Source organism: Bradyrhizobium sp. GW821-FHT13H06 (genome assembly GCF_058803975.1).
In genome coordinates, this window is the sequence record NZ_JBXAPN010000010.1 from 108,898 (window position 1) to 123,885 (window position 14,988).

Annotated in this window: 5 protein-coding genes and 1 pseudogene; 2 read left to right on the top strand and 4 right to left on the bottom strand. The window is 63.4% G+C overall.

Annotation, left to right across the window (positions count from 1 at the left end):
• The first annotated feature begins 345 nt into the window (after window positions 1-345).
• Window positions 346-8,667, top strand: coding sequence for an ExeM/NucH family extracellular endonuclease (locus tag AC1RQP_RS32250; protein ID WP_492940993.1), 8,322 nt, complete (start codon window positions 346-348; stop codon window positions 8,665-8,667).
• 185 nt (window positions 8,668-8,852) lie between these two features.
• Here the strand turns inward: AC1RQP_RS32250 and AC1RQP_RS32255 are convergent.
• From AC1RQP_RS32255 to AC1RQP_RS32265, 3 genes and pseudogenes are all read right to left on the bottom strand, one after another.
• Window positions 8,853-9,231 (bottom strand): annotated as a pseudogene (locus AC1RQP_RS32255) (chromate transporter); the annotation flags it as partial.
• A 324-nt stretch (window positions 9,232-9,555) separates the two neighbouring features.
• Window positions 9,556-10,476: a tetratricopeptide repeat protein gene (locus AC1RQP_RS32260; protein WP_492940995.1), complete on the bottom strand. Its 921-nt coding sequence runs from the start codon at window positions 10,474-10,476 to the stop codon at window positions 9,556-9,558.
• Between the two features lie 5 nt (window positions 10,477-10,481).
• Window positions 10,482-11,114: a FecR family protein gene (locus AC1RQP_RS32265; RefSeq protein ID WP_492940997.1), complete on the bottom strand. Its 633-nt coding sequence runs from the start codon at window positions 11,112-11,114 to the stop codon at window positions 10,482-10,484.
• A gap of 561 nt (window positions 11,115-11,675) precedes the next feature.
• On the opposite strand from AC1RQP_RS32265, the gene AC1RQP_RS32270 reads away from it, so the two are divergent.
• Window positions 11,676-14,456, top strand: coding sequence for a VCBS domain-containing protein (locus AC1RQP_RS32270; RefSeq protein WP_492940999.1), 2,781 nt, complete (start codon window positions 11,676-11,678; stop codon window positions 14,454-14,456).
• 308 nt (window positions 14,457-14,764) lie between these two features.
• On the opposite strand, the gene AC1RQP_RS32275 is transcribed toward AC1RQP_RS32270, so the two are convergent.
• A complete protein-coding gene (locus AC1RQP_RS32275) occupies window positions 14,765-14,956 on the bottom strand; it encodes a hypothetical protein (RefSeq protein ID WP_492941001.1) in 192 nt (63 codons plus the stop codon).
• Window positions 14,957-14,988 lie beyond the last annotated feature (32 nt).

A 14,988-nucleotide genomic window follows, 5' to 3' on the forward strand; every position in this document is an offset into this window, starting at 1 on the left:
CGAAACGCCGCCTTGGTTCGGAAGTTCGGTCGCGCCGGTCAGCAGTCGCAACCGGGCGTGGCTGCCCGTCGCGGCGGACCGATCAAGCTGTAACAAGATGGGTCACGGGCGATTGCTACCGGCCGAGAAGTCGAACGTGCCGTAGTTGGTTCGCTCGGCCTTCGCAGGACCTTCGTATCGCGACTTCACCGGCCCGTTAAAAAGCAGTCACCGATCTGTTGTCGTCGGCGTTCTATCAACGCGCATTAACGATCCGTTAACCATCAACCGTCCGGACCGTGCCCTTACGCATGCCGTGAGGCGGCGATCCGCGACGTCTTTTCTCAAGCGCTGGAGTGGCGATACATGTCGACGACCCCTCATGTCCTGGCGAACGGCGATTTCCTGCAGGATTGGTCCAATACTGGCCTTATCACGACCAACGATGACTGGTCGGGGGTGGCATCGATCGTCGGGTATCTCGGCAACGATGTCGTTTCGGCCACCGGGGTGGACGCGCGTACGGCTACCGGATCGTCGTCAGGAGATGTCGACGTCGTCGCTAACCAGACCAACACCGCCATCACCAACGGCGGCGTGGCTGAATTCCAGATCGCCAACCCGACGGTGGCGCTGAACGGCTCAAACAGTGCGGATGCCCCCAGCCTCGTGATCCACCTCGACGCCACCGGCCGCAAGGATGTCCGGCTGAGCTTCAACGCACGCGACCTCGACGCCAGCACGGACGATTCGGCGCAGCAGATCAACGTGCAGTACCGGCTCGGTTCGAGCGGGGCGTGGACCAACGTTCCAAGCGGTTACGCCGCCGACGTCACCACCGGCGGTGCCGCGACCCAAGTGACGCCGTTCGATCTGCTGCTGCCCGCCGCCGTCGACGGCCGCAACGACATCCAGGTTCGCATTCTCACCACCAACGCCGTCGGCAATGACGAGTGGGTCGGTATCGACGACATCCGCGTCACCAGTTCGTCCGAATCGTCGATCGAAGCTCAGCACGTCGCCTTCGCGCCGGATTCGCTCACGGTGTCGTATGACGAAGGTAACAGCGCTCCGACCGTCTATCAGTTCACCGTCGAGCGCAGCGGCGGCACCACGGGCGACGTCGCGTTCTCGGGAACGATCGCTTCGGCGCAGACCGATGCGGCCGACTACGTCGGCGGCAAGCCGGTCAGCTTCAGCGGCAGCATCGCGGCGGGAGAGACCTCCGCGGTCGTCACCGTCACCGTCGCCGGCGACACCGACAATGAGGCGAACGAGAGCTTCACGCTGACGCTGCAGGACGTTTCGAATTCGGCGGCCGTGACCACCACGATCGGCAGCGCCGCGACGGCGACCGGCACCATCGTCAACGACGACGTCGGCATTACCAAGATCAGCGCGATTCAGGGCAGCGGAGCCAGCAGTGCCATGGTCGGCCAGACTGTGACCATCGAAGCCATCGTGGTCGGCGACTTCCAGAACGGCGATGCCGACGCCACCCGCAATCTCAACGGCTTCTATCTCCAGGAGGAGACCACCGATTCCGACGGCAACGTGCTGACCTCCGAGGCGATATTCGTCTACGGCGGCGCCACCGACGTCCAGATCGGCGACCGGGTCCGCGTCACCGGCTCGATCAGCGAATATTTCGGCCTGACCGAGCTCACCGCCAGCAACATTTCGATCGTCCAGGCCGGCGCGGTGGCCGACGTCGACACGATGGCGGTGCAGATCGACCTGCCGTCGATGGGCACTACGTTGAGCCAGGACGGCGACTACCAGCCTGATCTTGAAGCCTATGAAGGCATGCTGGTCACGATTCCGCAGACCCTGACCGTCACCGAGCAGTACAATCTCGACCGGTTCAACGAGATCAAGCTGGCGGCGGGCGAACGGCCCGAACAGTTCACGCAGGAGAACGCGCCCGACGCCGCCGCCTACCAGGCGTATCTGGCCGAGCTCGGTGCCCGCACCATCACCTATGACGATGGCCTGAACGTCCAGAACGCCGCGATCAACAACCTCGACGGCTTCGATCCGAACGACAACCCGTCCGCCACGCCGAACTACGGCACTGCCGACGCGGTCCGGATGGGTGACACCGTCACCGGCCTGACCGGCGTGCTCGACTATCAGTGGGCCGGCAACTCCGCCTCGGGGGCGACCTGGCGGATCCGCTCGGTCGAGGATGGCGCCAACACCTTCGGAGCCGGCGACAATCCGCGCACCGATGCGCCGGAAGACGTCGGCGGCCGCCTGAAGGTGGCGAGCTTCAACGTGCTGAACTACTTCACGACGCTGGACAATGGCGGCACCACCGCGATCGGCGAAGCGCCGCGCGGCGCCGACAACGCCGCGGAGTTCGCGCGTCAGACCGAGAAGCTGGTCGCGACCATCCTCGACATGGACGTCGACGTGCTGGCGCTGACCGAGCTGGAGAACGACTTCTCCGCTGCATCCTCCGGCAACGCGATCAAGTATCTGGTCGAACAGCTCAATGCCGTGGCTGGGGCCGGTACCTATGCCTGGGTCGATCCCGGCCAGCAGTTCGTTGGCGGCGACGCCATCGCGGTCGGCTTCATCTACGACACCACCGCGGTGAAGATCGCCGACGGTACGACCATCGAGACCCTCAACGACGCCGACCTGCCCGGCCTCGGCCTCGGCGGCCTGCTCGGGCAGAGCACGGTCGGCGCGGTGTTCGACGGCGAGAACACCAGCCGCAACGCGATCGCGGTGACCTTCGAGGAGCTTGCGACCGGCGAAACCTTCACGGCGATCGCCAACCATCTCAAGTCCAAGAGCGGTACCGGCTCCGGCGCCGATTCCGATCAGGGCGACGGCCAGGGCAACTGGCAGAACCAGCGCGAGCTGGCCGCCACCGCGCTGACCGCGTGGGCGGCGAGCGATCCGACCGGCTCGGGCGATCCAGACGTGATGCTGCTCGGCGACTTCAACGGCTACGCCAAGGAGCAGTCGACCGCGCTCATCGAGGGCGCCGGCTATGAGAATCTGCACGACCGCGAGGACGACGCTTATTCCTATGTGTTCGACGGCCAGACCGGCACGCTCGACTATGCCTTCGCCAATGCCAGCCTCGGCGCGCAGGTGTCCGGTGTGACCACCTGGCACATCAACGCCGACGAGGCTGACGCGCTCGACTACAACACCGACTACGGCCGCGACACCTCGATCTTCGACGGCGACTCCTCGATCCGGGTGTCCGACCACGATCCGGTGGTCGTGGGCCTCAATCTCGGGGAGCAGGAGCCGACCCCGGCTTACACGCTGCAAATCCTGCATGCATCGGACTTCGAGGCGGGCCTGAACGCAGTCGATCGCGCCGGCAACTTCGCGGCGATCGTCGACTATCTCGAGGAGACCTACGACAACTCGATCACGCTGTCGTCGGGCGACAATTTCATTCCCAGCCCGTTCTTCAGCGCCGGCAGCGACGGCTCGCTGAAGGAGGTCTACGAAACCGCGCTGGAGACCTATTACGGCCTCGCTGCCGGGACGCTGAACGTCTCGCCCGGCTTCGGCACCGCCGACATGGCGATGCTGAACATCATCGGCGTGCAGGCCTCGGCGATCGGCAATCACGAATTCGACGCCGGCACCAAGGCGTTCGCCGACATCATCAAGCAGACCGCCGGCTATCCTGGCGCGCAGTTCCCGTACCTCGCGGCCAATCTGGACTTCTCGGCCGATGCCAATCTCGCCTCGGTCTACACCGGCACGATCCTGGATGCCGACGCCTACACCGGCTTCCCGCCGGAGGCCGGTATCGGCAAGAAGATCGCGCCGGCCACCGTCATCGAGGAGAACGGCGAAAAGATCGGCGTGATCGGCGCGACCACCCAGATCGTGCAGAGCATCTCCTCGACCGGCGGCGTCGAAGTGATCGGCGACAATGTCGATGACATGGCGGCGCTGGCGGCAATCCTGCAGCCGACGATCGACGGTCTGCTGGCCCAGGGCATCAACAAGATCATCCTGGTCAGCCATCTGCAGCAGCTCGCGCTCGAAAAGGCGCTGGCGCCGCTGCTGCACGGCGTCGACGTCATCGTCGCCGGCGGCTCGCACACGCTGCTGGCGGACGAGACCGACGCACTCCGTGCCGGCGACACCGCGGCCGACACCTATCCGATCGTCACCGCGAACGCCGACGGCAAGACCACGCTGATCGTCAACACCTCCGGCGAGTACTCCTATGTCGGACGGCTGGTGGTCGATTTCGATGCTGAAGGCAACGTGATCTACACCGCCAACACGGCGGTCAACGGCGCCTACGCCAGCACGGAAGAGGTGGTCACCTCGCTGTACAACGGCAACACCACGGTCGATGTCGACGATGACGGCGACGTAGATGCCGACGACGCCGATCCGTTTGCCGACGGCGGCCGCGGCGATCTGGTCAACGACATCGCCCAGGCGGTGGGCGGCATCATCGACGTGCAGGACGGCAACACTTTCGGCAAGACGGACGTCTATCTCGAGGGCCGCCGCAGCGAGGCTCGCACCGAGGAGACCAACCTCGGCGACCTCTCCGCCGATGCGAACCTGTGGTACGCCCAGAAGGTCGACCCGACCGTGCTGGTTTCGATCAAGAACGGCGGCGGCATCCGCGACTCGATCGGCTACGTCTATGCGGTCGGCGGCGAAGCGGTGGAGAGCCCGCCGTTGGCGAACACCAGCGTCGGCAAGGAAGCGGGCGAGGTGTCGCAGCTCGATATCGCCAACTCGTTGCGCTTCAACAATGCGCTGTCGATGGTCACGGTGACCGCGGATCAGCTGCTCGAGGTGCTCGAGCACGCCGTGGCGGCGACCACGGCGACCGCGACGCCCGGCCAGTTCGCCCAGGTCGGCGGCATCGCGTTCTCGTTCGACAAGGATTTGCCGGCCGGCAACCGCGTGCAGTCGGCAGCGCTGATCGATGACAACGGCAATCCGGTGCTGGCGCTGGTCGCGAACGGCGAACTGGTGGTCGATCCGGAGATGGCGATCCGGGTCGTGACCTTGAGCTTCCTGCTCACCGGCGGCGACGGCTATCCGTTCGCGAGCTTCATCGCGGCCAATCCCGCCTTTGCCAACGTCGTCAATCTGTCGCCAGACCTGGTTCCGGATGCGGGGCAGGAAGCGAACTTCGCCGCCGAAGGCACCGAGCAGGATGCCTTCGCCGAATACATGGCGGCGAACTACTCCGACACGCCCTACGACGTCGCCGATACCGACCGGGCGCACGACGAGCGCATCCAGAACCTCGACTATCGTCAGGACACGGTGCTCGAAACCGAGGCGCTGGTGCTGGTCGGCGACGACGGTGACAACGAACTCACCGGCGCGCTCGGTGACGACGTCCTCAACGGCCTCGGGGGCGACGACGTCCTCGCCGGGCTCGGCGGCGACGACCAGCTCGATGGCGGCGAAGGCGATGATACCCTGTCCGGCGGCGACGGCGACGACACGCTGCTTGGCGGTGCAGGCGATGACACGCTCGACGGTGGCGCTGACGACGACCGGCTGGCTGGCGGCGACGGTGACGACACCCTGACCGGCGGCGAAGGCGACGACGTCCTGGTCGGCGGCGAAGGCTATGACACCCTGCAAGGTGGCGACGGCAACGACGAGCTGGTGGCCGGCGCCGGCGACACTGCTGAAGCCGGTGAAGGCGACGACCTCATCATCGTCTCCACCGACGACCCCGCGCCGAGTTTGATCGACGGCGGCGCCGGCAACGACACCGTCAAGCTGATCGGCGGCGGCACGGCGGAACTCATCGCCACGCTCAATGTCGAGAACCTGCTGGTGGCCGCAGGCGCCTGGTCGGTGGCCGGATCGGCATCGTATAACGGCGTGACGATCCAGGGCGGCGCGACGCTGGCTTCGAGCCTCGTTGTGGACAACAACGACCGCGTCGCCATCGAGGCCGGCGGCGCGCTCTCGGTGTCCGGCAACGCGATCGTCTGGCAGGGCGGTGGCAACGCGGTCATCGACAATGCCGGCGAGATCTCAGGCTCGACCCGTGCGCTCACCACCACGGCGGGGGCGACCGGCTCGGTGACCCTCAACAACCAGGCCGGCGGCGTCGTCCGCGGCGCGCTGACCCCGGAACGGGCCGGTCACGCCGACGCGACCATCACCGTCAACAACGCCGGCTTGATCGAAGCGAACGGCCGCGTCATCGACTTCCGCACCTTCGACAACAGCGGCGCGTCGGCGGTGATCAACAACCTTGCCGGGGGCGTCATCCGCCAGCACGGCGGCGATACCGACGTGATCCGCCCGGGCACTGACGGCGTCGTCAACAACTGGGGGACAATCACGACGGATCCGACGTTCGTGGGCGGAGGCGATCTGATCGACTTCCAGAGCGACACCGGCGGCAAGGTCAACAACTACGCCGGCGGCTGGATGGAAGCTTCGCGTCATGCCGTAACCGGTGACAATGCCGTCACCGTCATCAACAGTGGCACGATGATCGGCCGCAACGGGTCGGCCGTGAACTTGGACACCGACGGGTCGCTCGCGCAGAAGGCGTTCATCACCAATCATGGGGTGATGGAAGGCCGCTCCGCCGAACTGGCCGACTCCGATGGCGACGCCATCGACGTCGATGGCTTGGTGCAGGTGCTGAACTACGGCCGAATTGCCGGCCTCGGTGCCGAGGGCTATCACGACGGCGAACCGAACGTGTCCGAAGCGATCGCGATCGGCGGCGGCGAGATCGTCAACAGCGCCACCGGCGAGATCTACGGTTACGGCCGGGCGATCCAGGTCGACAACTCCAGCAACAGCAACGCACTGGGGGCGACGACCATCGTCAATGACGGTCTGATCCAGGGCGACGGCCACGGACCGGAAGGGGTTTCGCCGGAGGACGCTGCCCGGTTCGACCTCCGCGGCAACGAGGCGATCAACCTTGTCGGCGACTACGAGGACTTCGTCGGCAACAACAGCACCGGCAGGATCGTCGGTGGCATCTCGATGGGCGGCGGCCGCGACACCCTGAACAACTCGGGGTCGATCGTTGCGACCGGTGGTTCGGCGATCGACATGGGCGCCGGCAACGACCAGGTCAACCTCTACGTCGGCGCCACGGTGACCGGCACGATCCTGCTCGGCGTCGGCGACGACGTCGCGCTGTCGACATCTGCGGGCGGCTTCGTCATCGATGGTGGCGATGGCAGCGACACCATCGCCATGGACTACACTTACGGCGGCGATGACGTGCTGTTCGGCGGCGCAGGCAACGACTACATCTACGCCGGCGCCGGCAATGACCAGGTCGATGGTGGTGCCGACAACGACACGTTGTACGGCAATGACGGCGGCGACCTGATCAAGGGCGCAGCCGGTGACGACATCATCGACGGCGGCGCCGGGACCGACACAGCGACCTTCTCCGGCGCGATTGCCGGATACGCGATGACGCTCAATGCCGACGGCTCGATCAACATCGCTGATCAGGTCGGCACCGACGGCACCGACACGCTCAGCAACATCGAGGAACTCGGCTTCGCCGACGGCACCTGGAAGCTGCACATCGGAACCGGCGGCAGCGATACGATCGTCGGCGGCCTCGGCAACGATCTGGTGTTCGGCGGCACCGGCGACGATACCTTCATCGGCGGCCCTGGTCTGGATCGTTACGACGGCGGCGACGGCGTCGACACCATCGACTACAGTCACATCCTGTTCGAGCTGACGATCGACCTCGACTCCGGGCTGGCCTACTATCCGGGCTATCTCCCGGGCGCCGACCATCTCGCCGGGGTCGAGAACGCGGTAGGCACGGCGTTTGGCGACACGCTGATCGGCTCGGCCGGAGCCAACACCCTGAACGGCGGCCTCGGCGACGACCTGCTGATCGGCGGTGCCGGTAACGACGTGCTGCTCGGCGGCTTCGGCGACGACGTGCTCCGAGGCGGTGCTGGTGACGACACCATCGACGGCGGCTGCGGTCAGGACGTGTTGGATCTGTCCGACGCCACCGGTGCAGTCACGATCAACCTGGCGTCCGGCATCGCGACCGGCGCAGGCATCGGCACCGACCACTTCAGCGGCATCGAGGGCTTCGTGCTCGGCGCCGGTGCAGACCATCTTACAGGCGGCAACGGCGCCGATATGTTCGATGGCGGAGCCGGCAACGATGTCATCGCCGGTGGTGCCGGCAATGACACGCTGCGCGGCGGCGACGGCGACGACGGCGTCGACGGTGGCTCCGGCAACGACGTGATCGAGGGTGGCCTCGGCAAGGACACGTTGAAGGGCGGCTCGGGTGTCGACGCCATCTCCGGCGGCGATGGCGACGACAACATCGATGGCGGCTCCGAGAACGACATGCTGAATGGTGGTGCCGGCAACGACACCATCAAGGGTGGCTCGGGTGCCGACATCCTCGCGGGCGATGCCGGCAACGACATCCTGTCCGGCGGCTCGGGTGCCGACGTGTTCATGTTCGCCGCCGACTTCGGCAAGGAGACCGTCACCGACTTCGCCACCACCGGTGCCTCGGCCGACGTGCTGCAATTCTCAAGCAGCCTGTTCTCCAACTTCGCCGAAGTGATGTCGCACACCACGCAGGTCGGCAACAACGTCGTCGTGACGCTCGATGCCGACAACACCGTGACGCTGGCCAATCTGCAGATGGCCTCCCTCGCGGCAGACGATTTCCGCTTCGTCTGATCCATCGCCGACTGAACCGAACCACGGAACGCAGCAGCGTTCCGTGGTTCTTCGCGAAACGCGCCGGCGTCGATGCTGGCGAAACAAGACGATAAGACCAAACTCGTAGCGTGAACTCAGACAAGCGTCATCGCTATGCCCGCAGCAGCGCTGAAGGCGACGACGATGAGCGGAGGGGCGCGCCAGGCGAGCCCGCTGAGAACGATTGCGCCGATCTGGGCGATCGAAGCCGTGCTGAAGAGTATGATCAATGCCGCAATCACCGCGATCGACGCACGCTCCCGGTCGGGACAGAGGTTGCGCGCCATGCCCCAGACGGCCTGCGCCAACCGACCCGCGCAGTGCACCGGCGCCGTAAGCAAACAGGACGAGGATCACGGCCGAGGGCAGGGTGAATCCGGTCCAGGCTGCGAGCGCGCCCAGGTAGCCGGCCCGCATCAATCCAATCGAGAAGCCGGCCTGGCTGCTGGCCGGGCCCGGCAGGAGTTGGCAAAGCCCGACCAGATCGGCGTAGGCGTGCTCGTCGATCCACTTCCGCCGCACCACGAACTCATCGCGGAAGTAGTGTCGCCCGATCGAGCGAACGGAGCTCATTATCGCGGATGAATGGCGTTTGTTGGAACGCTGAATGAAATCACGCTGATCAGCGAGGTTGATGGCAATAAGCCCGACGAGTCCGGCGTGCTGAAAGGTATCGCCGAGCGGTATCGCAGCGCCGTACACGGCGTCGAGGTTCATCCGGCCGTTGATATGGACTGCAGGCCGTCCGCGCAATTGCTGAGCGTTGCTGCCGAATAGCGTGCGAGGAACGCCTCGCATGAGGCGTGGCTGGCCACAGCGACGGCGCCGATCGCGGGCAATGAGGTCGCACTATCGAGACACTAGCGCCTATCGCACGCCGTACCGCGAGAAGTCCTCGACGATCGTGGGGCGAATGGCTTTTGCGGCTGCAATGTCCGCGTCGCCGCCGATCGCGTCGCCCTTCTTCAGTCTGGCCAAGCCCCTTCCGTAGAGGGAACTTGCAAGCTTTGGGTCAAATGTCAGCGCCGAGCTGTAGTCTGCGACAGCCGCGTCGAGCGCGCCCATCTTTAGATAGACCATCCCGCGCGAGTCGTACGTGGCCGCCTTGTTCAGCTGGGATCGAAGCGATCTGTTGCAATCCTCCAGCGCTGCCTGCAGGGCGCCAAGCACGGCTCTGGTCCAGCAGCGGCCGCTCCATACCTCGTCAAGATCCGATGTGAGACGGAGGGCCTCGTCGTGGTCGGACGACGCGGCATCGTACTCATTCTTCTTCAGGTGCGCTTGCGCACGATTGGCGAAGGCTTTGGCGTAGCCGGGGTCCAGCCTGATGGCCTGGTCGAGCGTCTGAATCGCGAGGTCGTATTCGCCTTTCAGCAGGTAGGCCACACCCCGGTTATTGTAGGGCTTGGCGAATTCGGGTGCCAGCTTGATCGATTCATTGAAGTCTTGGATTGCGCGGTCGTAGTCGCCCTTCGCAACGTAGGCATTCCCACGATTATTGTAGGAAATCGCCAGGCCTGCTGCCGTGCTCTGGTGCGAGTCGATCAGCGTCGAGCAAGCGGAAATCCGTGAGTCGAGCGAGCTGCGCTCCGAGCCATTGCAGAGTTCAAGATCCCGGAGGCTGTTGGCCGTCGGGTTCTGCGCGGCAGCCAACGACGGCAGGAGTAGCAAGGCCAGGGCGCATATGACGACGATGCCTCTCGATCGGCGGGTTTGCGCGGCCGCAGCGTGGCGGGCGTGCGCCGAACCTTGTGGGCATTTGCTGAACGACGGTTGCGCGTATGGCAATGATCCTAGCAGCCTCGACAGATGTTGAAATCGAACTTGCGGGTAGCGTTCTGACGGGGTTCTCGCGTCGCGGGTGCCTCCGTTTTCTTCCTGCCCTCCTCGATAAGCGTGGAGAATTTGACTGAACCATCATCCGAGATTGCGACGTGCGGTGTAGTCCCTCGAATTCCCATGGTCGCGACAGGAGTGTCGACCTTCATATCGCCTGTTTTGGCAACCTTTCCGGCGACGAAGGTAAACGTCCCCCTGGTTAGACTAAACAAGGTCGAATTCGAGCTTCCTCCAGGGTCATACACGAACTCGTCCAGGACCATCCGGGCGTTGGTCGATAGATTGAAAGTTGTGCCATCCGTAAAATTGATGCCGACCCGGCCGTCAGCCCCGGTCCGGATGACATCGCCTACATAGACGGGATCTCCAACCTTCGTCGAGCCAGACGCTTTGGCCTCGATGACGACTGCGTTTGCATGTTCGATGGCCACCGCGCCGGTGACGCTGACGACCTTTCCGATGAGCTTCGCTGCATCCTGGATCGCGGGCGGCGCTGCATTGACTTGCGCTTCTGCTGGTCCGGCGAACGAGCCTGGCAAAGTCAAAACGAAATAGGTCGCCAGCGCGGCAATCGTGCGAACGAACATAATCTCCCCCTTCCGAGAAGATCACCGATTATAACACAAGCAACGCGCCTTTCGATTCCGAATATCGCGGACCGACTAGGCCTCACGGGCTAGACTGAGCGACCTAGGTTTCCAATGCCCGTGCCGGTGTTGCGCCGCGCATAGACGGCTGCATCTCGGTCGAGTACATTGCTTGAACAAATTTCTGTGAAGCGCTGAGCTCTGTGCAGGTCACATGGCACCAGATGTTTTTCATGCGCGCGAGGTCATTTTCGACGGGCAGATGTCGGTTGCGGCGCAGGGCGTCGGTTCAAGGCGCAGGCGATATAACAGGCATATTTGGCAATCACGGGCGGCGCGCGGATTTTGACAGCCGAGGCTGAGGCAATGTCAATTTGCCACCATGCTGAGTTGGAAAACGCAGGTGAAGCAATTGCGGTTCCGCGTTGTCAACTTGTCGACAATCCCCGGACTACGACTTTTCTTGATCGTGCGCGCGCCTCGTTCGCGAGTTGGATGACAAGAGGACTCGCGTTCGTTGGGACGTTTAGGGGAAGCCGAGCCCCATCCGGGGTAACTGGCATGCTGTGGTTCACAGCCCTGATCTTGGCTGAGTCAAAGCAAGCTCGTGCGGCCGACCCCGAAGCCACATTCCTGGATGATGGTATCATTACCTATAAGGACCTCGCGCATGGCGAGTTCGAACTCGTAACCAAAGAGGCGATCCCGCGACATATTCTGGTTGACGATCCCGGACAGACTATTGTTCTGCACGAAAAAGGATCCTCGTTCGCCGTAAACAAGGTCAACAATACTGCCGCTCAGATGGAGGAGCTTCGCGCCGCACAACAGGACGTGCTCGCCAATTTTTCGAGGGAGACAGGAGCAAAGGGATCAAGCACACCCCCGTCCGTTAGCCCCCTGACGCCTCAACGCATCGATTTTATCAGGCCTGATGCCCCGCTTCCGCAGATTGCGCCGGCGATACAAACGATCTTTGTCGTTCCCGCTATCGTCGATCCCCCCGTGCGGTCGTTGACCGTGACGGCTTTGCCGATTGTTACCGACACGTCTGCCCTTGACCATTTCCCCTCGACTGCCGGTGCTCTGAAGGCGATCAACTTTACCGGCGCTCCGCTGAGCTACGGCATAAGCGGCGGGGTCACTGGAGCCGCGAAACTGGGCGGTGTGACATATGATGTTTCCAAAGCCGGGCAATATGGCACGCTTTACGTCAACAGCTCGACCGGCGCCTACGCGTTCGCTCCGGATAATCACGCGATCAATGCGCTGACTGCGACGACAACCGAAGGTTTCGTTGTCATGGTCTCGGACGGTGCATCCAGGGCCGATCAGACCTTCACGGTCACCATCAACGGTGTCAATGACGCAGCGATTATCGCCGGCGACGCGACGGGCGCGGTGGACGCGGCAGGTGCCGCCGCCAATGCTGCCGCCGGCACGGCGACGGCAACAGGCACGCTTACCGATACGGACGTCGATAACCCGCCCAACACCTTTAAACCAGTCAGTGCGCCTCAGGCGAGCGATGGTGGGTACGGTGTCTTCACGATGACGGTGGATGGCGTGTGGACTTACGTGCTGACCGATACCAGGGGTGCGGTAAAGGCGCTTGATGTCGGTGGCACCCTTACCGACAGCTTCACGGTGGCGACAATCGACGACACACGAAAGGCGGTGACAATCACCATCCGCGGCGCCAATGACGGGCCGATCGCACATGCTGATGTGCTGCCGTTGCTTCCTCCGAGCGCGGCGAATGTTAGCCAGGGCGGCTCGCTGACGATCGCCGCAAGCACTCTGCTTGCGAATGACACCGACCCCGATACCGGCGATCATCTGGCGGTCCTTTCCGTCAGTGGACTCAGTGCGAGCGGCGCGGCGGTGTCGCTCTCCGGCGCTGACATCATCTACGAATCGACGAGCGCCGCTGCCCTTCGCGCCCTCGGGGCCGGGCAGACCGTCACCGATTCTTTCGCTTATACGTTAGCTGACACTCATGGTGCGACTGCGTCGGCGACCGTGACGCTGGTCGTAGCGGGCATCAACGATCCACCGACAATTCTCAGCGAGACCGATCCACCGGTGCAGGCCGTCGTGGTCAATCCAATCGCGCTGGCCGAGGGGGTAAACACAAACTCGCTGGGCCTGGCGACAGAGTCGTTCGATGACCTGCCAAGCGGATCCGACGCGTTCCACGGCAACTTTTACAGTGCTTCGCTGGATGCCACATTTTCGGGATCGGGAAATGTCGGCGTCATCAATGGATCGATCCCCGGCGTCGCGGTCGCTCTGTTCCTCGGACCGTTGCCAGGCGGCGCGGATACCACCGACTATTTGAGCCTCAGCGCCGGCAGCACCGAGACAATCACCTTTGGCTCGGAGCGAAACACGTTTGGCCTGTATTGGGGTACGATTGACGCAATGAACAAGGTCAGTTTCTACAACGGCGTGAATCTTGTTGTATCCTACACCGGCGCCGAAGTTGGGGCGCTCTTGAGCGCACATCAGGGTGTGTTCGCTTCGAATGGCTATTTGGAATTTGTCGGAATCAACCCCTTCGACCGGGTGGTTCTAGAAACGGGCAACTTCAACGCATTTGAGCTCGAAAACGTCTCTGCGGGAGTTGTCCTCGATCGCCACGCCGGCATCGCGGGACCGGTGTCGGGAACGCTGATCGTGAACGACGTCGATATCGGCGACACGCTCACGGCGTCAGTGATCGGAAACGCCAGCGTTGAATTCAGCGGCTCGAGCGGCTCAACGACGCTGCCCTTTGGCGCCGATGTCGCAACGCTGGTCGATGCCAGCTACATCGCGTTCGACATCGTCAAGACAAATGGTGCGACGCAGACGTTGAATTGGACCTACAGTCCGACTGATGCCGATCTCGATTTTCTCAAAGCCGGCGATGAATTGACCATTAGATATACGGCGCAGGTCAATGACGGGCACGGCAATGTGGGAAGTCAGGCGCTGACGATTACGATAGTCGGTACCTATGCGTCACAAGACATGTCGCACCTAAGCGTTGTCAATGGTACCAGTGCGGACGAGACATTTCAGAACGTCGGCAACGGCGTCACGATCTTCGGCGCAGGAGGAAGCGACAATTTCGTGTTCAATGAGAATTTTGGCACCGCAACAATCGGCGATTTCGATGTCGATAATGACACGATAGCGATCAGTCGTAACTTGTTCGGCAGTGTTGCCGAGATCTTGGCTGCAGCAACCGACGCCGGCCCGGACACGATCATTACATCGCCCACCACTCACGATGCTATTGTGCTGAAGGGGGTATCACCAGCGCAGCTGCATGGCTTGGAGTTCCAGCTGCTCTGACCGTCGAGGGCTTTGGGTTAGGCGATCCGAGAATCCTCCCGGCCGGACACGGTCTTCACCGTCGTCAGGGGCAAGCGGTATCGTCTGGTGCTGAACAACAACAGCGGCGACGAGCATCCCGTGCCCTGCATCTCCACTCGTTCGAGATCACGAAGGTAGGGAACAAGCCCACCGCACGATCAGCATGCCCAGATACTCCACGGCCGAGGTCGATTTCGCCGCCGACGGGCCCGGACCGACCTTTCCGCTGCCATCATCAAGATCACATGGACGAAGGCTTAGCCGGGCTGATCACATATGCATGATCGCTACTTCTTGAGGGCCTCGCCGGTGAACTCGAGGACCCGCGACTTGGCCAATGCGAGTCCGCGCTTGCCGAGCGGTGTCGCCCGATAGAGGGTGCGTGGGCGGCGATGCGCGATCGCCAAGTTGAGAGCCGTGCTTGGATGCTCGTCCTGCGTCCCGACATGACGCGCGAGCCCACGCAAGGTTCCGGGCACTTAGGAACTTGCGATGGCATCTCGGGTTTTGG

Bases quoted from the DNA above. Each gene is read 5' to 3' on its own strand.
- AC1RQP_RS32250 (WP_492940993.1), top strand. From the start codon at position 346: ATGTCGACGACCCCTCATGTCCTGGCGAACGGCGATTTCCTGCAGGAT.
- AC1RQP_RS32265 (WP_492940997.1), bottom strand. From the start codon at position 11,114: ATGTTCGTTCGCACGATTGCCGCGCTGGCGACCTATTTCGTTTTGACT.
- AC1RQP_RS32270 (WP_492940999.1), top strand. From the start codon at position 11,676: ATGCTGTGGTTCACAGCCCTGATCTTGGCTGAGTCAAAGCAAGCTCGT.